The organism is Microbacterium sp. ZXT2-5 (assembly GCF_055329545.1).
The window spans coordinates 870,128-890,713 of the sequence record NZ_JBUZWD010000001.1 but is presented as its reverse complement, the minus strand read 5'-3'; the positions used below and the strand labels follow the sequence as shown (position 1 = coordinate 890,713).

At 74.5% G+C, this 20,586-nt stretch carries 15 protein-coding genes; 11 read left to right on the top strand and 4 right to left on the bottom strand.

Annotated features, from left to right (window positions below):
- Positions 1 to 100: 100 nt before the first annotated feature.
- The 3 genes from ACZBH1_RS03905 to ACZBH1_RS03895 are packed head-to-tail and all read right to left on the bottom strand — an operon-like array spanning position 101 to position 1,952.
- Positions 101 to 742 carry a DUF3618 domain-containing protein gene (locus ACZBH1_RS03905; protein ID WP_463645569.1) on the bottom strand — a complete coding sequence of 214 codons (642 nt, stop codon included), beginning with the start codon at positions 740 to 742 and terminating at the stop codon, positions 101 to 103.
- Entirely contained in the window at positions 742 to 1,161 is a 420-nt protein-coding gene (locus ACZBH1_RS03900; protein ID WP_463645568.1) for a phage holin family protein, read from the bottom strand. Before ACZBH1_RS03900 ends, ACZBH1_RS03905 begins: the two co-directional genes overlap by 1 nt.
- Positions 1,158 to 1,952, bottom strand: a complete 795-nt coding sequence (locus tag ACZBH1_RS03895) for a hypothetical protein (RefSeq protein WP_463645567.1) — start codon at positions 1,950 to 1,952, stop codon at positions 1,158 to 1,160. Before ACZBH1_RS03895 ends, ACZBH1_RS03900 begins: the two co-directional genes overlap by 4 nt.
- A gap of 296 nt (positions 1,953 to 2,248) precedes the next feature.
- Here ACZBH1_RS03895 and ACZBH1_RS03890 point away from each other — a divergent pair, with 296 nt between their 5' ends.
- Positions 2,249 to 2,860, top strand: coding sequence for a hypothetical protein (locus tag ACZBH1_RS03890; RefSeq protein WP_463645566.1), 612 nt, complete (start codon positions 2,249 to 2,251; stop codon positions 2,858 to 2,860).
- A gap of 6 nt (positions 2,861 to 2,866) precedes the next feature.
- Here the strand turns inward: ACZBH1_RS03890 and ACZBH1_RS03885 are convergent, their stop codons facing one another.
- Positions 2,867 to 3,319, bottom strand: a complete 453-nt coding sequence (locus ACZBH1_RS03885; RefSeq protein ID WP_463645565.1) for a hypothetical protein — start codon at positions 3,317 to 3,319, stop codon at positions 2,867 to 2,869.
- 147 nt (positions 3,320 to 3,466) lie between these two features.
- Here ACZBH1_RS03885 and ACZBH1_RS03880 point away from each other — a divergent pair, with 147 nt between their 5' ends.
- From ACZBH1_RS03880 to ACZBH1_RS03835, 10 genes are all read left to right on the top strand, one after another.
- On the top strand, positions 3,467 to 4,468 hold the full coding sequence (locus ACZBH1_RS03880; RefSeq protein WP_463645564.1) for an ABC transporter: 1,002 nt from the start codon (positions 3,467 to 3,469) through the stop codon (positions 4,466 to 4,468).
- 70 nt (positions 4,469 to 4,538) lie between these two features.
- Positions 4,539 to 5,039 carry a DUF6121 family protein gene (locus ACZBH1_RS03875; protein WP_336393551.1) on the top strand — a complete coding sequence of 167 codons (501 nt, stop codon included), beginning with the start codon at positions 4,539 to 4,541 and terminating at the stop codon, positions 5,037 to 5,039.
- Between the two features lie 69 nt (positions 5,040 to 5,108).
- Complete coding sequence (locus tag ACZBH1_RS03870) at positions 5,109 to 5,777, top strand: spermidine/putrescine ABC transporter substrate-binding protein (protein WP_336393550.1); 669 nt, start codon at positions 5,109 to 5,111, stop codon at positions 5,775 to 5,777.
- Between the two features lie 157 nt (positions 5,778 to 5,934).
- A complete protein-coding gene (locus ACZBH1_RS03865) occupies positions 5,935 to 7,074 on the top strand; it encodes a serine/threonine-protein kinase (protein ID WP_463645563.1) in 1,140 nt (379 codons plus the stop codon).
- Positions 7,074 to 13,034 carry an Ig-like domain-containing protein gene (locus tag ACZBH1_RS03860; RefSeq protein ID WP_463645562.1) on the top strand — a complete coding sequence of 1,987 codons (5,961 nt, stop codon included), beginning with the start codon at positions 7,074 to 7,076 and terminating at the stop codon, positions 13,032 to 13,034. Before ACZBH1_RS03865 ends, ACZBH1_RS03860 begins: the two co-directional genes overlap by 1 nt.
- 58 nt (positions 13,035 to 13,092) lie before the next feature.
- Entirely contained in the window at positions 13,093 to 14,058 is a 966-nt protein-coding gene (locus ACZBH1_RS03855; RefSeq protein WP_452324063.1) for an AAA family ATPase, read from the top strand.
- A complete protein-coding gene (locus ACZBH1_RS03850) occupies positions 14,055 to 15,467 on the top strand; it encodes a DUF58 domain-containing protein (RefSeq protein WP_463645561.1) in 1,413 nt (470 codons plus the stop codon). Before ACZBH1_RS03855 ends, ACZBH1_RS03850 begins: the two co-directional genes overlap by 4 nt.
- A complete protein-coding gene (locus tag ACZBH1_RS03845; protein ID WP_463645560.1) occupies positions 15,464 to 18,031 on the top strand; it encodes a transglutaminaseTgpA domain-containing protein in 2,568 nt (855 codons plus the stop codon). The genes ACZBH1_RS03850 and ACZBH1_RS03845 overlap by 4 nt, the downstream gene beginning before the upstream one ends.
- Positions 18,028 to 19,722 carry a DUF5684 domain-containing protein gene (locus tag ACZBH1_RS03840; protein WP_463645559.1) on the top strand — a complete coding sequence of 565 codons (1,695 nt, stop codon included), beginning with the start codon at positions 18,028 to 18,030 and terminating at the stop codon, positions 19,720 to 19,722. The genes ACZBH1_RS03845 and ACZBH1_RS03840 overlap by 4 nt, the downstream gene beginning before the upstream one ends.
- Positions 19,719 to 20,303, top strand: a complete 585-nt coding sequence (locus ACZBH1_RS03835; RefSeq protein ID WP_463645558.1) for a hypothetical protein — start codon at positions 19,719 to 19,721, stop codon at positions 20,301 to 20,303. The genes ACZBH1_RS03840 and ACZBH1_RS03835 overlap by 4 nt, the downstream gene beginning before the upstream one ends.
- Positions 20,304 to 20,586 lie beyond the last annotated feature (283 nt).

Genomic DNA, 20,586 nt, shown 5'->3' with positions numbered 1-20,586 from the left:
CGCTCCAGCGCCGTATCGAGATCCGCGTCACCGAGGTGACAGACGAAGGGCCCCGGCATCAGCCGGGGCCCTTCGTCTGTCTCGGATCAGGACGGATGCCTCAGCCGAGGCCCTGTCCGGTCGGATACTGGGTCGTGGGCGTCTGCGAGCCGCTGGACCCGCCGCCGCCCACGTTCTCCTTGACCCGCGCCGCGGTGTGCTGCGCCTCGTCCTTGACGGTCTCGGCGGACGCGGTGGCGGACTCCTTGACCTCCTGCACGGCGTCCTTCGCCGGCTCCTTGAGGTTCTGGGCGACCTCCTGGGCCGCACCCTTGGCCTTGTCCACGGCCTTGTCGACGAACGGCTGCGCCTGGTCGCGCAGCTGCGTGCTCAAGCGCCGCTCGGCATCGGTCGCGGGGATGAGGCTCGCGATGAGGAACCCGAGGCCCGCGGTCACGAGGCCTGCCACGAGCGGCGTCCCCTGCGCGGACTGCCTGGCCTTGTGCGGGAGGTCCTTCACGGCTTCCCCCGCGGCGCCCAGCTTGTCGCCGACCGCGTGGCCGGTGGAGGACGCCGAGCCGCCGACGTCGTCGGCCACGCCCATGACGCGGCCCTTCACGTCGCCGAGCATCTGGCGCATCCGCGTCTTCTTCCGTTCGATGATCTTCGGGGGCGACACCTTGTCGGCGAGCGCGTCGACATCGCGTCCGAGCTCGTCGCGGGTCACCTCGATGTCGGCACGGATCTGTTCTGGGTTGCTCATCATCGGTTCTCCTGATTTCTCTTGAGCGCGTCGGGGATCTCCTTGACGGTCTCGACCGTCTGCGGAGCCCCTTGCACGGACTTCAGCCGGCTCCGCCCGACGGCGAAGAGGATCGCGGCCACGATCGCCCAGAGGACGGCGACGATGACCGCCGACCACCCGAGGCTGTCGATGAGGTCGCCGAGCCCCCACCAGAGGGCGATGGTGAGGAAGAGCACCGCCATGCTCCCGGCGTACCCGGCGCCTCCCATGAGGCCAGCGCCCTTGCCGGCACGCTTGGCCGACTCCGAGAGCTCGGCCTTGGCCAGCTCGAGCTCCTTGCGCATGAGGATGGAGAGGTCGCGCGAGACCTCGCCCACCAAGTCGCCCAGCGATGTCTCGGACGCCTTCTGCTGAGACGGCGTGGGCATGTCCGTCATCGTCGTTCCTCTCCCGTGGTGGACCACTGGTCGCCGGCGCCGCCGGTCACTGCCGGATCCGCACCCGCGGTCAGCGGGTCGCCGGTCAGCGGGTCGCTCGCGAGAGCGTCGCCGATCGGGGTGTCCCCCTCGAGGCCGGTGGCGCCCACGGTGCCTGCGCCGGCGGTGGCGCCGCCCAGGCCGGCCGATCCGGCGGGCACGCCCGTGACGAGAGCCGGCTGCCGGCTGGACGTCGTGCCGGCGGTGCCGGTGGTCCGGTCGCCGTCGCGGGCCTCGGAGACGAGCGCCCGGGTGAGGCGTCCGGCGATCACGCCCACCCCGACCGCGATGGTCAGGAACGCACCGGTGTGCCGGCGGGCGAACGAGCGCACCTCGTAGACGAGATCCTCGGGCTCGCGCTGCTCCAGCCAGTCGGCCACGCGGCGGGTCTGCTCGCCGACGGCGCGCACGGCGCTGGTCGCCATCCCGCCGGAGCCCGTCGCGGTGCCCGAGGCGAGTCCCTGGAGTTCGTCGCTCGTGCCGCGCAGCGCGCCCGCGGCGCGGCGCTGCTGGGTCGATGCCTGGTCGGACAGCTGCGCGCGCGTCTCATCGAAGAATCCGCGTGCGGCGCGCTTGGTGTCGTGGGCCACGCCCTTGACCTCCTCGCCGGCGACACCGGCGACGTGCATCGCCCCTGCGTCCACTTCGGCGACGGTCTCGACGGCGCGCTCCTTCATGTCTCCCGAGCCCGCGGTGCCCTGGCCCGAGCTCGTGCTCCGGTTCGCGTACGGGTCGGTGTCGTAAGTCGACATGCTGCTCCTCCATCTCACGTGCGGCGTCGGGCCGGCTGCCTGCCGGTCCTGGGGGATCCGCCGTGGCGTATACCGTCCGTCGGATCGGTGCCCCGCGACGAGGGGGTGGTGACCTGGGGGGATGACGGGTATGCTGTGCCGCCCGCGCGCCGCCGCTCCGACCCGCGCTCGAGGCGGGCGAGGTCGACGGCGCGCTCGCCGATCCCGCCGCTGGTCAGGGCATCCTCGGGGCCCCTCGCGCGCCGCGCCGCGGCATCCGCGTCCCCGGCTTACCGTGGAGTCGAAAGGTGGGGTCCATGGCGCGCGTCGGTGGTCGCAACTCGTGGATCGCGGTGCCCGTGGGACTGCTGTGCGCCGCGGTGCTGGGCGTGCTGATGTGGCTGTCGCTCCCGATGGTCCCCGTGGCGGTCGCCTGGGTGGGCGACACGCTGCGCGCCGCGACGTCCCCGCAGCCGCAGGCCACCCCCGCGCTCACCCCTGCTCAGGAGGCCGCGGGCGGGGCCGCGATCGACTGCCGCACGCTGTACGCCGACGACCTGTGGAACGAGCTCATGTGGCGACCCGGGTCGCTCCTGGACCAGTCGGCTGCGCCGGCGGCCACGTCCGCGACGGCATTCGCCGATGCGGCGTCGCCCGAGGTGCTCGTGACCTGCACGTGGCGGTTCGACGACGGCGAGATCGTCACGACGCTGGCGAAGATCGACCCGGAGGCCTCGTCGATCGCCGAGGCCGCGCTCTCGGGCGACGGCTACGCGTGCCGTGCGGGAGAGCAGCTGACCTGCACCCGCGAGGACGGTGCCGTCCTCGAGGAGCACACCCTCCGAGACGGGCTGTGGCTGGTCAGCGTCGCGTCCCGCTGGCACCCCGAGGACTACGGCCCGCGCCTGGACCGCACCGTGTGGGGATGACCCGGCTCAGCGGAAGATGCTCGCCACGACGGCGTCCGTGTACCCGCTCGGCGCGAGATTCGAGTACACGGTGTCGATGAGGATGTCATCGCGCCAGAACAGCGTGCGCCCGTCGGTGACCGGGTACGTCTCGTTCTGCCAGGTCTTCTCGCATCGGGTGCCGCCGACCGGGGTGTAGCAGGCGTACCCCTCTTCGGCCACGAGCTGGTTGAGCATGTCCAGCGCCGGGCCGCGCGACATGTAGGTGATCGTCGTGATGAGGCCGGTCGTGTCGGCGGCGGGGTCGCGCCACACGCAGATCAGGCCGCCGCCGGGCTGCGGGCCGGACGACCCGAACGCGGGGTCGTTGAGGGTCCCGGATCCGGTGCGCAGGCGACGAGTGCAGCGAGACAGACGACGGATGCCGCCGCTGCGACGGCGCGTGTCGCCCGGGGTGCCATGGTGCCAGGGTAGGGGCATCCGTCCCGCGGTCCCCCCGCACCGCGCCGGGCCCCGGCCGTGCCGCGACCCAATCGCCGCACACGCACGGCACGCCTCCCCGGGATGCGCGCCGCCCCGGGCTACTCTGCCTCTGCGGGGATCAGCCCTGCGTGAGGAGTGCCTGCGATGAGTGACCCCAAGTCGACCTACGGCGAGCCCGTGGATGAGCCTCGCGGCGTCGACGACGTCGTCGGTCGCGCCAACGAGGGCCTCGCCGAAGCCGAGGCCGCCGGCCGCGGCGCCGTCGTCGAGGACGACGCCGCGCACGCCTCGGCCACCGACTCCTCCGCCGACGCCCGTGCCGCCGAGGGCGGCGACGACCTCGCCTCCTCGTCCGAGCGGACCACGGACGCCGGCCTCGCGCCGGCCGCCTCCGCCTCGACCGCCGCCGCGCCGAAGGACGCCGAGCCCGACCCGTGGGACACGCCGGAGGCGGCGTCACTGGACTACCGCTCCCACACCGCCGCGCCGGCCGCCGATTCGGCGCCGACCGCTGTGGCCGCGCCCGTCGTGACGCCCAGCGAGCCCGTCGTCGACGAGCGGGCGACCGCGCCGGCCCCGCAGCCGATCTTCGTGCAGGCGCCCGAGGCGCCGCGGCCGCGCGGAAACCGCGCGGCGGCCGCCGCCATCGGGCTGCTCGCCGCGCTCGCCTTCGCCGTCCTGTACCTCGCCGCCTGGCTCGGCTTCGGTGCCGTGACCGGCGACGTCACGATCCAGAACGTGGGGACCGCCGCCCTGGAGGCGCTCGCCACATGGTCGCTGTGGATTCCGACCGTGGTGTTCTTCATCGCTTTCTGGCTGCTCGGCGCGATCATCAACCGCGGCCGCTGGGGCGCGTGGGTCATCTTCGGCATCTTCGTGGGCATCGCCGCGTACGGCGGGCACATTCTGGGGGCTCTGTTCCAGGCGCCGTTCTGGGAGCTCACCGCCCGCGAGGGCGCCGAGCTGATCGGCGCGGAGCTGCTCGCGCCGCTCGCCATCGCCGCGTTCGTCATCGGCCGCGAGCTCACCATCTGGTTCGGCGCCTGGGTGGCGTCGCGGGGCAAGCGCGTCACCGAGCTCAACATCGAGGCGCAGCGGGAGTACGAGCGCACGCTCGAGGCCGGTCCGCAGCTCGTCCGCGTGTAGCACCCGGCCTGCCGGTGGCCGGCACGCCGCCCGCGCACCGTCGATCCGTGCGGCGACGTAGGCTGGCCGCATGACCGCCGACCGCGGGAGCGGGGAGTCGCACGGGTCCGTGCGGCCGCCGGTCGCGCTCGCCTTCGCGAGCATGGCGTTCGCCGCGCTGGTCATCTTCGGGCTCGGCATGACGAGCCTCGCCACCGGTGAGGCCGTCATCGCGACACCGGGCCTCGGGCAGGTGCCGGGGATCGCGGGGGTCGTGTGCGCGCTCCTCGCCTTCGCCGGCGGGCTGTGGGCGGCCATCGGCAGGGCCGAGGAGCGGCATCCGTCCTTCTGGGGCGCCGCCTGGACGACGGCCGCGAGCTTCCTGGCCTACATCGGCGGGGTGTGGCTCGGCGCCCTCTTCACCGGCGCCGACCTCGGCGTCGCGACCGGGGTGGCGGGCCGCCTCGCGACCTCCTGGTTCGGCCTGGCGGTCGCCGCGTCGGCCTTCGTGTGCGCGTGGTCGGGCATCGCCCTCGTCCGCACCCGGGCACGGCGGCCGCGATGGCCGTGGGAGGACGAGTACGACGAATGACGCCGCCCGAACCGCGACGTCAGCGCGGGATCCGGGCGCGCGCGAGGGCCTCGTACTAGCGTTGTGCAGGTGGAGCGGTCCCTCGAGACCCAGGTCAGCCAGGCGGTGGACGCCTGGCTGGCGTGGCTGCCGCGCTGGGAGCCGGCCACCCACCGAGGCCGGACGGCCCCGTGCCGCCGATGCTTCGGGTCCCCCGTGCTGTCGGCGGCGGGGATCGGGGCCGACGTCCCGCACGGCGTGCAGCACGGGCTCTCGACCCGGATCAAGACGATCGTCGATCGTGCCGTCGCCGAGTACACCGCGCTGAACCTCCCGATGCTGCAGGCCGAGCTCGACCAGCAGGCGGCGCGCAACCGCGCGCGCAGCTACCGGCCCGCCGAGGGCCTCGACCCCGAGTTCGAGGGTCTCCCGCTCGATCCCGACCCCCTCCCGGGCGCCCCGTTCCTCTTCACCGTCGCCGGGCTCGCCGAGGAGGCCGACGCCGACGTGCCCGCGCTGCCGCCGCTGAGCGAGGAGGCCAAGGCGGCGCTCCGTCAGGAGGTGGGGCTGGCCGACGACTACGCCAACATGGTCGGCCGCGAGGTGTGCACGATCCTGCTGCATCACCGGCTGCGGATCCAGGGGGCCATCGCCGAGTTCGTCGAGCCGCAGATCGAGGCCATGCTGGCCGATCTGACGAAGTCGCTCGACGCGCCGTTCGACCCGCACGAACCGGGCGACGGCCACCGGCCGGACTGACGGCGCCCCCTTCCGCGAAGGGCGGCGCAGGCGGCGGGGATGCCCTCCACACGGCGGGGCGCGGAGCGCGGGTGCGCGCAGGTGGTTTTGTTAGCATGGCCAGGTTTGTTGCCGCCTCTGCGGCGCGGGTCGTGCACAGGAGCGGACGGGGGATGCGGTGGCCACACGGCTCCCCTCGGCGCCTCCGATCCTCCCGGGCCTCGCCTACATCCGGCCGCTCGGCTCGGGCGGCTTCGCCGACGTCTTCCTGTACGAGCAGGACATGCCCCGCCGCAACGTCGCGGTGAAGGTGCTGCCCAGCGACGTGCGCGACCCCGAGCTGCGGCGCATGTTCAACGCCGAGGCCGACGTCCTGGCGCATCTGTCGGCGCATCCGTCGATCGTCACCGTGTATCAGGCGAGCATCTCCGCCGACGGTCGGCCGTACATCGTCATGGAGTTCTGCCCGGGGTCGCTGGCGCAGCGGTACCGCGTCGAGCGGATCCCCGTCGCGGAGGTGCTGACGATCGGGGTGCGCATGGCCAGCGCCCTCGAATCCGCCCACCGCGCGGGCCTCATCCACCGCGACGTGAAGCCCAGCAACATCCTCATCACGACGTTCGGCACCCCCGTGCTGGCCGACTTCGGCATCTCGGCCTCGCTGCAGCGCAGGAGCGGCGGCGAGGTGCTCGCGATGTCCATCCCGTGGAGCGCGCCGGAGGTCGTCGCCGAGCAGACCAGCGGCACCGTCGCCAGCGAGGTGTGGAGCCTGGGAGCGACGGTGTACTCGCTGCTGGCCGGGCACAGCCCGTTCGAGCGCCGCGAGCGCGGCCAGAACACCAAGGAGCTCCTCCGCCGCCGCATCGCGCGCGCCACGTACGTCGAGATCCCCCGCGCCGACGTGCCCCCCGCCCTGCAGAGCGTCCTCGCCCGTGCGATGAGTCGCGATCCGGGTCGCCGCTACGAGTCGGCCCGGGCCTTCGGCGAGGCGCTGCGCGACGTGCAGGCGGGGCTCGGCCTCTCGCCGACGCCGCTGGAGGTGCCCGGCACCGAGTGGGCGCCGGCATCCGTCCCCGTCGACTTCGCGGACTCGGGCCTGCGGGGTCCCGCCCGTTCGCGCGTCGACCGCGAGGTCACCCGCAAGGTCCGCGGCGGGGTCGAGCTCACGTCGCTCGCCCGCGACGAGGACACCGACATCTCGGCGCCCGCCGGCCGCCGCACCGCTGCCGTGCTGCCGTGGGTCGTGGGCATCGGCGCCGGTCTCGCCGTGGGCGCCGGCGCCGTCGTGGTGGCGCTCCTGGCCGCAGGGGTGCTGTGATGCGACGCGGGACGATCGCCGGGCTGGTGGCGACCGGCGCGGTCGTGGCGACGGTGATCGGGGTCAGCGTGGCATGGCCCGGGCTGGACGCGCAGGAGACGCCGGACGTCGACACCGCGGTGTGGGCGCTGCAGACCGGCGACGGCCGCCGCTACGCCCGCGTGAACACCTCGGTCGGCGAGCTGGACACGGTCCGCAGCATCAGCAACCCCGACCAGGTCGTGCAGACGGGGGAGGCCGCGTACCTGTTCAGCGACAGCTACAGCACGCTGACCCGCATCGACGCGGCCATGCCGGCCGATCTCGACGCGGAGGCGCTGCGGTCGTCGCAGAAGACGCCGCCGGGGACGACCGAGGCGGTGACCGCCGGCGACTACGTCGCCTATCTGACCGACTCGGGCGCCGTGTACGCGGGGCGGCTCTCGAGCGGGACCGCGGTGCAGGTCGATCCGTTCCGCTCGGGCGACGAGGACGCACCGCAGTACACCGCGGATGCCATCGCCGTCGATGCGCGTGGAATGCTCTTCGCCTACTCATCCGACGACGACTCGGTGATGCGCTTCGACGTGCGCGCCGGCGACGTCCGCGAGCGGGAGCGCCTCGACGCCGACGGGCTGGCGGATCCTGCCATCACCGCGGCCGGCGACACGTGGGCCGTGATCGACACGGAGGACGGCGATGTGTGGCTGCGCGGCCAGGACGGACCCGCTCCCGCCCCCACCACCGGCGCCGTCGTGGTCGGCGCCCCGGATCCCGACGGCTCGGCGGTGCATCTGGCCGACGAGACCGCCCTGGTGCGGGTGCCGGCCGACGGTTCCGCGATGACCCGGGAGGTCGGCGGCTCCGACGGCGTCGTGCTGGGGACGCCCGCGCAGCCGGTCACCCACGACGGCGTGACCTACGCCGCATGGCTCGGACAGGGGGATGCCGGCGGACGGCTGTGGCGATCGGACGGCGCGGACATCCTGCTGGACTACGGGCAGCGCGAGCTCGGCGACGAGATCCGGCCGGTCTTCGTGGCGAGCGGCTCCGCGGTCATCCTCAACGACACCCGGTCGGGGTGGGCGTGGTCGGTGCCCGACGGCGAGCTGATCGCCTCCAGCCAGGACTGGAGCCTGGATGACCGGACCGATCCGGAGGCGGTGCCGAGCGAGGAGCAGCTGCAGGTCGTGCTGGATCCGAAGCCGCCGATCGCGGAGCCCGACGCCTTCGGCGTCCGCGCCGGCACCCTCGCGTCGCTGCCGGTCCTGCTGAACGACCACGACCCGAACGAGGACGTGCTCACGATCGATCCTGAGTCGGTGAGCGGGCTCGACCCGGCGTTCGGCGCGGTGACGGTCACCGACGATCGCCAGCGCTTCGCGGTGCGCGTGCAGCCCGGTGCGACCGGGTCGGCGACCTTCACCTACGCCGTCACGGACGGCACGACCGAGGGGGGACTGACGTCGGAGCCCACCACCGTCACGGTCACGGCAGCGGGCCCGGACGCCGACTCCGCCCCCGAGTGGTGCGGCGTCGAGCGCTGCCTCGTCGAATGGCCCAGGCCGGAGGTCGCCCGCGGCGGGACCGTGACCGTCCCCGTCCTGCCCGGCTGGGTCGACCCGGAGGGCGACCCGCTGCTCCTGCTGTCGGTCCAGAACACCACGGGACCCGGCAGCGTGGCGGCCACGCCGGGCGGCGAGGTGGTCTACCAGCACAGCGACAGCGGGGACGGCGGCGAGCAGCTGATCGAGCTGGCCGTGACCGTGGCCGACACCCGCGGCCGCACCACGGTCAAGGCCCTGACGATCACCGTGTCGCCGCAGCCGGAGCTGGCCGCCCAGTCGTTCGCCGTCACCGACACGGTCGCCTCGGCGATCACCGTCGATGTCGCCGACCACGTCACCGGCACGGCGGGGATGCTGTCGCTGGACTCCGTCCGCGTGCTCGACGACGCCGCCGCGACGGCGACCGTCATCGGAGGCTCGACGTCCTTCGACTTCAGCGCGCGCACACCTGGCACCTTCCGCGTCGACTTCACGGTCACCGACGGCACCAGCGAGGCGACCGGCACCGTGCGCATCACGCTGCTGCCCGCCGACGCCCCGGCGGAGCTCGCGACCTCGCCGGTGGTGGCGTTCGTGCACCCCCAGCAGGACGCGACCCTCGAGGTGTTCGATGCGGTCTCCAACCCGACGCGGCGCGTGCTGCTGCTGAGCGACGTGGTCGCCAGAGCGGATGCCGGAGCCACGCTGTCCGTCGACGCCGTGGGGCAGAACCACCTCCGGGTGGCGGGCACCACCGCGGACGGCGCGGCGGGCCGGCTCGGCACCGTCTCGTACGTGGTGAGCGACGGCACGGAGGACGCCGGGTCGAGCGTGACGGGCGAGGCGACGGTGTATCTGCTCCCACCCGCGCCCGAGCTCGCACCGATCGCCGTCGACGACACCGTGGTGGTGCGCGCGGGCGCGCAGATCGACATCCCCGTGCTCCAAAACGACATCTCCCCGGCCGGGGGACGGCCGACCCTCAACGCCGCGTCGGTCCGGTCCTCCACCGACGTCGCGCTGGCCTTCGGCTCGGGCGACCTGCTGCGCTACCTCGCCCCCGGCGAGCCGGGGGAGTACGCCGTCGAGTACTCGGTGTTCACGACGGGCGCGCCTGCGCTCGCCGACACCGCCGTCGTGCGGGTGCGGGTGATCGACGACGACGCGAACCGCGCACCGGCGGCCGACACGCTGGAGGGGCGCGTGCTGAGCGGCCAGTCCGCGCTCATCGAGTTCGACGGCTTCGGCGCCGACCCCGACGGCGACGTCGTCACCCTCGACCGCATCGTGTCGCAGCCCGAGCGGGGCGCGGCCACCATCACGGCGGACGGGACGTCGATCCTGTACACCAGCGTGGCCGGCGACAGCGGTCAGGTCTCCTTCCGCTACCGCGTGGTCGACGCGTTCGGGGACACCGCCGAGGGCACCGCGCGCGTCGGCGTCCTCGACGGCGAGGCCAACCCGAGTCCGGTGACCTTCACGGACTACGTGCAGGTGCAGGCGGGCGAGGGCAGCACGATCCGGGTCAGCCCGCTGTCGAACGACGTCGACCCGACGATGGGCGAGCTGCGGGTGACGGGCATCCGTCCCGATGTCCCCGCGACGCTGATCGACGGCAGCGAGAATCCCGAGTTCGCCCGCCTGGAGCAGCGGATCGCAGAGGCCGACGACACCACGGTCGTGATCGAGGCCGGGGACGATCCGGGGACGATGTCGTTCCTCTACGACGTCGAGTCGTCGTCGGGCAACACCGGGCGAGGACTCATCGTGGTCCGCGTCGTGCGCGAGAGCGTGCCGGACTATCCGATCGTGGCGGACACCGTCCTCACCGTCGAGACCCGGGACGACTTCCGCCGCGGTGTCGACGTGCTCGAGGGCAAGGTGACGTGGTCGGGCGGCGACGTCGGCGATCTCGAGGTCTCGCTGTGGGGCGCGCAGAGCGGCGTCTCGGTGACCGGCTCCCGGCTGCGGGGCGAGCTGCCCGCGACCACGCGGCTGATCCCCTTCGCGGTGACCGGCCAGGGCACCTCCGGCGAGGTCGTGACCTACGGCTTCCTCCGCGTCCCGGGCGATGACGACGTGGCGCTCACGCTGCGCGCCGGTGCCGCGTCGCCCCAGGTCGCGGAGCTGGAGTCGACCACGTTCGACATGGGCGACCTGGTGGCCCGCCCGCGGGGCACGGCCGTGGAGGTCGGCGGCGACGTGCGGGCCTCCGGGGCACGCCCCGAGGCCCGGTGCGCCGTCGAATCGGGCACGGCCGTGCGCTACGACGCCGGGGCGGGCGCGCCGTGGGTCGACGCCTGCCAGGTGCCGGTGCGCCTCGTGGGCGACGAGGACTGGACGCTCATCTCGGTGCCCCTCACCGTCGTTCCGCGCGATCCGCAGCCCGAGCTGCGCCCGGGTTCCATCGCGGTGGGGCCGGGCGAGACGGCGTCGTTCGACCTGCGCAACATGACCACGTGGCAGCTGCGCGAGGACTGGGCCGGCATCGACTACGCCGTCCAGTACGACGGCACCGCGTTCGACGTCGTGCAGGAGGGGTCGGTCCTCACCGTGACGGGGGCCGATCGCGCCCTGCCGGGCTCGGAGGAGGCGGTCCTCGTCTCCATCACCAGCCACACCTCGGTGACGCCCGCGCGCCTCATCCTGAGGGTGGGTGCCGCGCCGTCCACCCTCCCGCAGGGTGGGTCGGTCGTGCAGCAGTGCTCGCAGGCCGCGGGCGGCTCGTGCACCATCGGGGTGATCGGCGCGAGCGGCGAGGTCAACCCGCTGCCGCGCACGCCGCTCGAGGTCGTCGCGGTGCGGCCGACCGGCGCGTGCGCGGGCGTGCGCTTCCAGGTGGCGTCGGCGACGTCCATCACGGCGACGTGGACGGCGGATGCCCCGGGGGCGACGTGCACCGCGACCTTCTCGGTGCGCGACGCGCAGGGTCGTGTGACGAACTCGGAGCGGGACGGCCGCGTGATGCTGGACCTGCTCGGGTACCCCAAGCCGCCGGCGAGCCTGGTGCAGACCGCCTATGCCGACGAGACGGTGACCCTCCGCGTGGATCCCGGTGAGGCGCGGCTGGCGTACCCCGGACTGTCGGGCTTCGTGGTCCGTGCCGCCGGGCAGGACGCCGTGCGATGCTCGGCGGACGGCGTGTGCCCGCCGATCTCCGCTCCGAACGGCGAACCGCGCACCTACGAGGCCAGGGCCGTCAACGCCGTCGGCGAGTCGCGCGGGAGCGTGCGCACCGTCGCGTGGGCCTACGACGCCCCGCTGCGGCCGGAGAGCGTCACCGCCGCCCCGGTCGTCACGGGCGACGGCACCGGCGGCGTCGTATCGCTCGCCATCGAGGGGATCGACACGGCCGAGACCGGAAGCCTCGAGATCTCCAGCCCCGCCGGCGAGGTCATCCGCGTGCCGGTCGGCCCCAACCAGACGCGGGTCGACGTTCGTTCCTACCGGGTGGGAAGCAACACCTCGTCGCCGGTGACGGTGACGCCGTACTCCCGCTTCGACCTGCCTCCCGGCCTCGGAGGCAGTGCGTCCGGCGCGGCCGCGACGGTGCAGGCGAACGGGATCGGCAGCCCGCTCTCGCCGCAGCTGACACTCAGCTCGGCGTCCGACGGGGACGGCACGTCGACCGTGACCGCCCGCGCCGCCGCGACGGCGAACGGCGACGGATCGCGCCTGCGCTACGGGATCGTGCAGGACGGCCGGCGCTGCACCGTGCTCGAGGACGGCGAGACGGCGACGTTCCCCGGCCTCGCCGACGGCGAGGAGTACGCCTTCCGCATGTGCGTCGAATCGTGGTGGGACGGCACGTCGTTCGGGCGCGCAGAGGCGACCGCGACCGTGCGGGCGCACCAGTCCGGCCGGGCGCCGGAGGGGTGGACGTTCGTCGTCGACGGCAGGCCGGACGTGTCGGAGCAGCGGGCCGACTGGGTGATCCGCGACGAGCCGACGACGACCGAGCGTCTCCCCAACCGCAACCGCGCAGAGTTCCAGGGCTGGGGCCCGGGCACGAGCGTCTTCGGGCGCGATCCGGTCATCCAGGTGCGCTACGTCCACGAGTTCTGGGGCACCGCGACGGGCTGGTCCACAGTGCGCCCGCGCGCGGGCAGCGCGCCGTACCAGGTGCAGGCGACGTGGCAGGTCGACTCGTGCGTCGGGGGGTCGCCCCTCACCGCGAGCGGACGGTCCTCCAACGCGCCGGACGGGTCGTCGGCGGCGTTCACGTTCGGCAACGGGAGTCTGCGCTACTTCGACGCCGAGGGCCGCCCGCTCGCCCATGAGGCCGGCACGTGGAACGTCCCCATCGGCGCCGCGAGCGTCGAGGGCGTCGCGGTCACCGCCGCGTGGGACGCCCAGGGCTGGGGCCTCGCACCGGCCAGCACGACGTTCTCCGGCTCGTGCCAGCCGAACAACGGCAACCCTCCGGCACCCTGACCCCCGGGCATCCGCCCCTCCCCATCCCGATCCCCGCGCCCACGACGAAGGACACGACATGACCATCACCCAGGAGCAGGCCGACTGGTTCGCGCAGACGTTCGGGCAGATCGCCGACAACGTCGAGCGCGCCGTGCTCGGCAAGCGCCACGTGGTGGAGCTCGTCCTGACGGCGATGCTGAGCGACGGGCACGTGCTGCTGGAGGACGTGCCGGGAACGGGCAAGACGTCGCTCGCGCGTGCCATGGCGCAGTCGGTGCAGGGAACCAACACCCGCATCCAGTTCACCCCCGACCTCCTCCCGAGCGACATCACGGGGCTCAGCGTGTACGACCAGAAGGAGGGCGTGTTCGAGTTCCACGCGGGCCCGATCTTCGCCAACATCGTCCTCGCCGACGAGATCAACCGCGCGAGCCCCAAGACGCAGTCCGCGCTGCTGGAGGTCATGGAGGAGGGCCGGGTGACCATCGACGGCGTGTCGCGCGAGGTCGGCGTGCCCTTCCTCGTGCTCGCGACGCAGAACCCCGTCGAGCAGGCGGGCACGTACCGGCTGCCCGAGGCGCAGCTCGACCGCTTCATGATGCGCACCTCGCTCGGCTACCCTGACCACGCCGCGACGGTGCGGATCCTCGACGGCGCGGCGATCGCCACGGCGGACCTGACCCCGATCATCACGCCGCAGGCCCTCATCGGCATGGCCGACCTCGCCGCCCAGGTGTACGTGGACGCCCTCGTGCTGGACTACATCGCGCGCCTCGTGGAGGGCACCCGCACGGCCGACGAGGTGCGGCTGGGCGTCAGCATCCGCGGCGCGCTCGCCCTCACGCGCGCGGCACGCACGCGCGCCGCCTCGCAGGGACGCGTGTACGCGACGCCCGACGACGTCAAGACGCTCGCCGTGCCGGTCCTCTCCCACCGCCTGATCCTGCACGCCGAGGCCGAGTTCGACGGCGTCACGCCCGAGACCGTGGTCGGACAGGTGCTGCTGGATGTCGTACCGCCCGCGAGGCGCGAAGCGGTATGAGCACCGCCCGGCAGCGAGACGCGGTGCGGTCCGCCCCGGCGCGGCTCACCCGCACGGCCCAGTCCACGGGGACGACGGGCCGGACGCTCACGACCGCCACGGCGACCGCGACGAGCGTGGCCCCGTCGGGCCGCGGACGCGCCTTCGTGCGGTTGGCGGTGCGGGGGACACGGGTCTGGCGCGCGGCCGGTGCGGCGATCGGGGCCGCCGCGGAATGGGCGGGCGACACGATCCGGCCGGCGGGCGTCCTCGTGGCCGTCGCCGCCACAGCGGGGATGGTGCTGGGCCTCGTCTTCGGCTGGGTCGAGTTCATGGTCGCGGGGGCGGCATCCCTCCTCCTGCTCCTCGCGGCCGTGCCGTTCCTGTTCGGCGCCCGCGCGTACGACGTCGACCTCTCGCTGACGCACGAGCGGGTCGTCGCCGGCGCCGGCGTGCACGGCAGCATCGCCGTCCGCAACGACGGCCACCGCATCGCCCTCCCCGGCCGCATCGACGTCCCCGTCGGTGCCGGTCTCGTGGAGTTCGGCGTGCCGCTGCTGCGTCCTGGGCACGCCGTCGATCAGCCCCTGGACATCCCCGGCCTGCGTCGCGGGATCGTGCGGGTGGGTCCGGCGACGACCGTGCGCAGCGACCCGATCGGGCTGCTGCGTCGCGAGCACTCGTTCCACGACGTGCACGACGTCTACGTGCACCCGAGGACGACCCCGCTGCCGTCCTCGAGCGCGGGACTCATCCGCGACCTCGAGGGCAGCCCGACGCGGCGCCTCGTCGACGCCGACATGTCGTTCCACGCGATCCGCGAGTACGCGCCCGGTGACTCCCGCCGTCAGATCCACTGGCGCTCGACGGCGAAGACCGGGCGGCTGATGGTGCGCCAGTACGAGGAGTCCCGGCGATCGCGCATGGCGGTCGTGCTCGCGGTGGCCGACGCGGAGTACGCCGACGCCGACGAGTTCGAGCTGGCCGTCTCGTGCGCCGCATCGCTCGGGCTGCGCGCCGTGCACGACGCCCGCGACGTGCAGATCGTGACCGGCTCCGAGATCCCCCGCGTCGTGCGCGGTCGCCTCCGTGCGATCACCCGGATCCCCGCCGCCGCGCCCCGCCCCATGCTCGACGGCTTCAGCGGGGTCGAGCTGCTGGACGGCACGATGCCGGTGGCCGAGGTCTGCCGCCTGACGGCGGAGTCGACGGAGCGCCTCTCGATCGCGTTCGTCGTGGTGGGCTCCGCCGTCTCGCTGTCGCGTCTCCAGCAGGCGGCACTCGCGTTCCCCGCCGACACCGCCGTCGTCGGCGTCATCTGCGACGAGCGCTCGCATCCGCGCATGCAGCCGCTCTCGGGCATGACCGTGCTGACCGTCGGCACCCTCGACGACCTGTCCGGCCTCCTCCTGCGGGGAGCCGCCTCGTGAGCGCCCGGGAGCCGGCGATGGGAGGTGCGCCTCCGGCGCGGGAGGGGACGGATGCCGCGCCCCGCGGCGACGCGGGCGCCCTCGGGCTGCGCCGGTCGTGGTGGGCGCCCCGCATCGCGGCCGGCGTCGTGTTCACGGTGCTCATCGCGACGATCGCCGCGGTCGCGGCCTGGCCGATCTACCGCTCCGGCCCGCTCGTGGTCCTCGTCATCGCCGGCGTCGTCACCGGCGGCGCGATCGCCGCCGTGGCGCGCGCCCGGCGCTGGAGCGGCTGGATCGTCGCGGCCCTGCTGTCGGCGGCGGTGCTGGTGCTCGGGATCCCGCTCGCCGTGCCGTCGCGTCTGGGCGGGCCGAGCGAGCTGGCGCGCGGGCTCGCCGAGCTCGCGAGCGGGCTGCTGTTCGGCTGGAAGGACCTGCTCACGGTCGAGCTGCCCGTCGGCGCGTACCGCAACCTCCTCGTGCCGGCGCTGGTGGTGTTCCTCATCGGGACGTGCGTCGTGCTCCTCCTCGCCTGGCGCGAGGACCGCGTCGCCTACGCGGCGGTGCCCGTCGCCCTCGGCATGGTGACGTTCGGGCTGTTCTTCGGACGCACCACCGTGAGCGCGCCCCTCGTCCTCGGCCCGGTCGTCCTCCACGCACCGCTCGAGACCGCGGTCGGCGTCGCGGGCCTCACGACCTGCCTGCTGTGGCTGGCCTGGCGCACCCACGACGAGCGCGTGCGCGCGCTGCAGCGCGCCGCGGCATCCAGCGGCGTCCGCATCTCGCGTCGTCCCTCTGCGGCGGACCGCCGGCGCACGGCGCTCGGCGCGTCGATGGTCGCGGGGGCTCTCGTCATCGCCGTCGTCGTCGTGCCGTTCGCCGCCCGCGGGGCGGAGCGCGAGGTCCTGCGCTCGGCGGTCGGCCCCGACATCGACGTCTCGGCCGAGGTCAGCCCGCTGTCGGAGTACCGCGCCCTGTATGCCGACGACCGGGCCGACGACGTGCTCTTCGCCGTCGAGCCGGTCTCGGGCGCCCTGCCCGAGCGGCTGCGCATCGCGACCCTCGACGCGTATGACGGCGAGGTCTTCCGCTCCGGCGGCGAGGGCGCCGTCGAGGCCGGTCGCTTCGTGCGCGTGCCGTCGTCGCTGGACGCCGGGGACGGCTCGCCCGTCGTCGCCCGCATCCGCATCGACGACTGGGACGGCATCTGGATGCCGACGCTCGGCCGGCTGTCCGCCGTCGAGTTCGCCGGCGAGAGGGCGGCGTCCCTGGCCGACGGCTTCTACTACAACGCGTCGGCGTCGGCCGGTGTGCAGACCGCCGGCGGCGGCCTCCGAGGCGGCGACCGCTACGTCGTCCGCGGCGTCCAGCCCGCGACGGACGATCTCGCCGGACTCGAGGCGCCGGGCAGCCCCGGCGGGGTCGCCGCGCCCGAGAGCCTGCGGGCGTGGATCGGCGAGCACGCGACCGGCGCGGATGGCGAGGCCCTCGCGGGCCTGGTGGCGCTGCTGCGCGAGCGCGGCTACCTGAGCCACGGACTCACGCAGGACGGGGCGACGCCGGCCTGGGCCCGGGCGCTCCCCGACTACCGGTTCCAGCCGAGCGCATCGGGGCACTCGCTGGCCCGGATCGAGACGATGTTCGCCCGGCTGCTCGAGCGCGAGAGCGACCCGCGCGCGGCGGCATCCGGGAACTACGTCGCGGCGATCGGGGACGACGAGCAGTTCGCGGTCGCGACGGCCCTCATCGCCCGCGAGCTGGGCTTCCCGTCGCGCGTCGTGCTGGGCGCCCGCCTGTCGTCGGCCGAGCCCGGTCTCGCGACGTGCGACGACGGCGCGTGCCGTGCCCGGGACCTCTCGGCCTGGGTCGAGGTGCAGTCGGCCGACGGCGAGTGGGTGCCCGTCGACGTCACGCCGCAGTTCGCGCAGTCGCCGAGCCTCGAGGTCACCGAGCAGCGCGACCCGGAGAACGTGACGGAGGTGCGACCGGAGACCGTCGAGGAGGTCGTGCCGCCCGATCCCGCGCAGGAGGACACGGTCGACGATCGATCGACCGACGAGGGAGCGGGCCTGGACCTCGCGTGGCTGTGGCCGGCGCTGCGGACGGCCGGCATCGCGCTGCTCGTGGCGGCGCTGGTCCTCGGCCCGTTCCTCGTGGTGCTGGGGGCGAAGGCGGCGCGCCGCCGCGGCCGCCGACGGGCTCGGAGCCCGGCGTCGCGCGTCGCGGGCGGCTGGGACGAGTACGTCGACGCGGCGCTGGACAGTGGCCGCCCGCTGCCCCGCGCGGGCACCCGCACGGAGCTGGCCGTCGCCTTCGACACGCCTGCCGGGATCGCCCTGGCGCGCGACGCCGATCGCGCGGTCTTCTCCCACGCCGCCGTATCGGACGAGGAAGCTCGCCGCTACTGGGATGCTGTAGACGCGGAGCGGCGCGCTCTGCGTCGCGCGAGGGGCTTCTGGCGAGGGGTCCGCGCGACCGTATCGTTGAGATCGTTGGTCCGCCCGCTGGCGCCCGAGAAGCGCGTCGGCACGAGATTCGCCGAAAGGGGGAGACGCCGGGCCGAGCCCGTGCGTCCCACGCCATGAACGCCACCGATGCCACTGGAGCGCTCTTCGGATCGCTGACCAGCCTGCTGCTGTTCGCCGGCCTCTACGTCTGGACGGCCCTCGCGCTCTCGGCGGTGTTCCGCAAGTCCGGCGTCGAGCCGTGGCAGGCGTGGGTCCCCGTGCTCAACCTCGTGGTGCTGCTGCGCCTCGCCGGCCTCTCGCCCTGGCTCCTGCTTCTCGCCCTCATCCCCTTCCTCGGCTGGATCCCGCTGCTGGTGGTGTTCGCGCTGGCCGTCTACCGCCTCAGCGTCGCGTTCGGCTTCGGTGCGGGGATGACGGTGCTGGCCATCCTCGCCTTCCCGGTGTGGGCCTCCGTCGTGGGCTGGGGGAGCGCGCGCTGGGTGGGCTGGGAGCAGAGCGGCTCCGGGGTGCGCCGCTCCTCCGACGCCGGTCTCCCGCCGCTGCCCCCGTTCGCCTCCACCACCCCGCACGCCGACACGGGTGCGTTCCCGCCGGCACCGCCCGCACCGGCCGCCGCGTCCGCCTTCGCGCCGCCGCCGGCTCCCGTCGCGACTCCGTCGCCCGCTGCGGCGTCGTCTCCCGCCGCGGACTGGCCGTCCGCCGGGGCCTCGCCGTCCGTCGAACGCGTCGCCCCCAGCTCGGCGGCGGACGCGTCGCCGGTCGCCCGGTCCGGTACCGGCCGTGCCGAGGACGGACGCGCGCCGCGCGCGGACGTCGCTCCGCCCGCCGGTGGATGGGCGCCGCCGCCCCTGCCGGGGCGTCCCGTCGCCACCACGCCGGCCCCCGCCGGTCGCGCGGACGACGCCGATCCGTGGCAGGGCTTCGCACTGGACTCGACCGATCACGGCGACGAGGTGACCGGGGCGTTCCCCGGCGCGCCCGCCCCGATCTCCGCCGTCCCGGCCGTCCCGGCAGCCGAGGCCCCCGCCGCGCCCGCTCCGGCGACTCCCGCCGGGCCGGCGCTGCCGCCGGCCGAGCCGGACGCCGACGCCGCCGCGCCGGCTCCGCTCGCGGCTGCCACGGCGCCGCTCCCGGCGGCGTCGGTGCCGGCCGCTCCGGTCCCCGCGGCGCGCGAGGAGTCGGCCGCGCCCGTGACCGACGAGGCCGACGACGTCTCCGCGCAGCCGCCCGTCACCCGGGTGCCCGCCGCCGCCCCCGGCCGCAACGGCTACGGGGGCTGGGCCCCGACCCGCTCTGCGGTGGACGACGCGGATGCGTTCCCCGAGGCATCCGGGCCGGTGTCGGCCGTCTACGGCGCCCCCGACGCGGGTGCACCGCGCGCGGCCCGCTCGTCGGTGTCGGCCTTCCACGGCAAGCCCGAGATCCCCGACGAGGACGACATCGACGCCCTCGACCAGACGATCATCGCCCGCCGCAAGCGCAGCGACTGGACGCTCGTGCCGCCCGCCGGCGATCCGGTGGCGCTGTCGGCCGACGTGGTGATCCTCGGCCGCCGGCCGGCGAGGGACCCCGAGTTCCCGCAGGCGCAGCTCGTCGCCATCCAGGACGGCACCGTGTCCAAGACCCACGCCCGGCTGCGGCTGCGCGACGACCGCTGGTACGTCACCGACCTCGACTCCACGAACGGCGTGCTGTTCGCCACCGTCATGGGCACCGAGGTCGAGGTCCCTCGCGGTGAAGAGGTCGAGGCCGGCGACCGGTTCCTGCTCGGCGACGCGGAGGTGCGCCTCCAGCGGAGCGACGGGTGATCGACCCCGACGACGAGCGCACCGCCTGGTCGCGGCGCAGGGGGCCCGCCGAGCCGGTCGACGATGTCACGGTGCCGCGTGACGGCGCTCGCGGCGCTGCGTCGGCCGCCACCGCGGACGCGGTCGCCCCGGCCGCAGCGGAACCCGGCGAGCAGCCGACCGCGTCCGACGCGCCGCCGGGACCGCGGCGCCGCGGACCGGCGGAGCCCCTCGACGAGTCGACGAGCACGCGCCTGCGCTCACGCGGACGCATCGACGCCGCCACCACGCAGACCGAGCATCGCGGAGCCGGCGCGGCCGCCCCGCCGCAGGAGGTGGGCGGCGACGTGCCGGCGGTCGGCGGGCGCGTGGCCCATGGCCCCTCGACCGCCGAGGCGTACCGGGCACGCGCCCTCCCGGCCATCCCGCCGAGGACGCGGGAGCCGCAGCCGCGCTCGCCGCAGGCGTTCGTCGACACCGCGGCCGCAGCAGCCCGCGAGCGGCGGCGGACGCGTCGGCGAGCCGTGGTGCTGGTGGCCGCGGCATCCGTCTGCGCCCTCCTGGCGGTGACCGCGCTGGTCGCGCTGCTGACGATCGGCTGACCGTCAGGGGCGCGCGTTTGCCCACCCCCCGAAACCCACGTATCATAGATCGGGTGTGCGCTCACGCGCGCCGTCAACCGTGCCTCGGTGCGGCGAACGGTGTGGGCGCCGCATCTCAGGGACCGGCCTGCGAACAGGCCGCCCCCACGGCATATCCATCACACAAAGCGCGGAAGTCATTCTGCCGCGCCGATGGATCCACGTGAGCCCGCAGCGTCATGGATCGGAAGATCCGGATGCCGCGGGGGAGACCACGACGCTGTCACCGTGCAGCACAACAAGG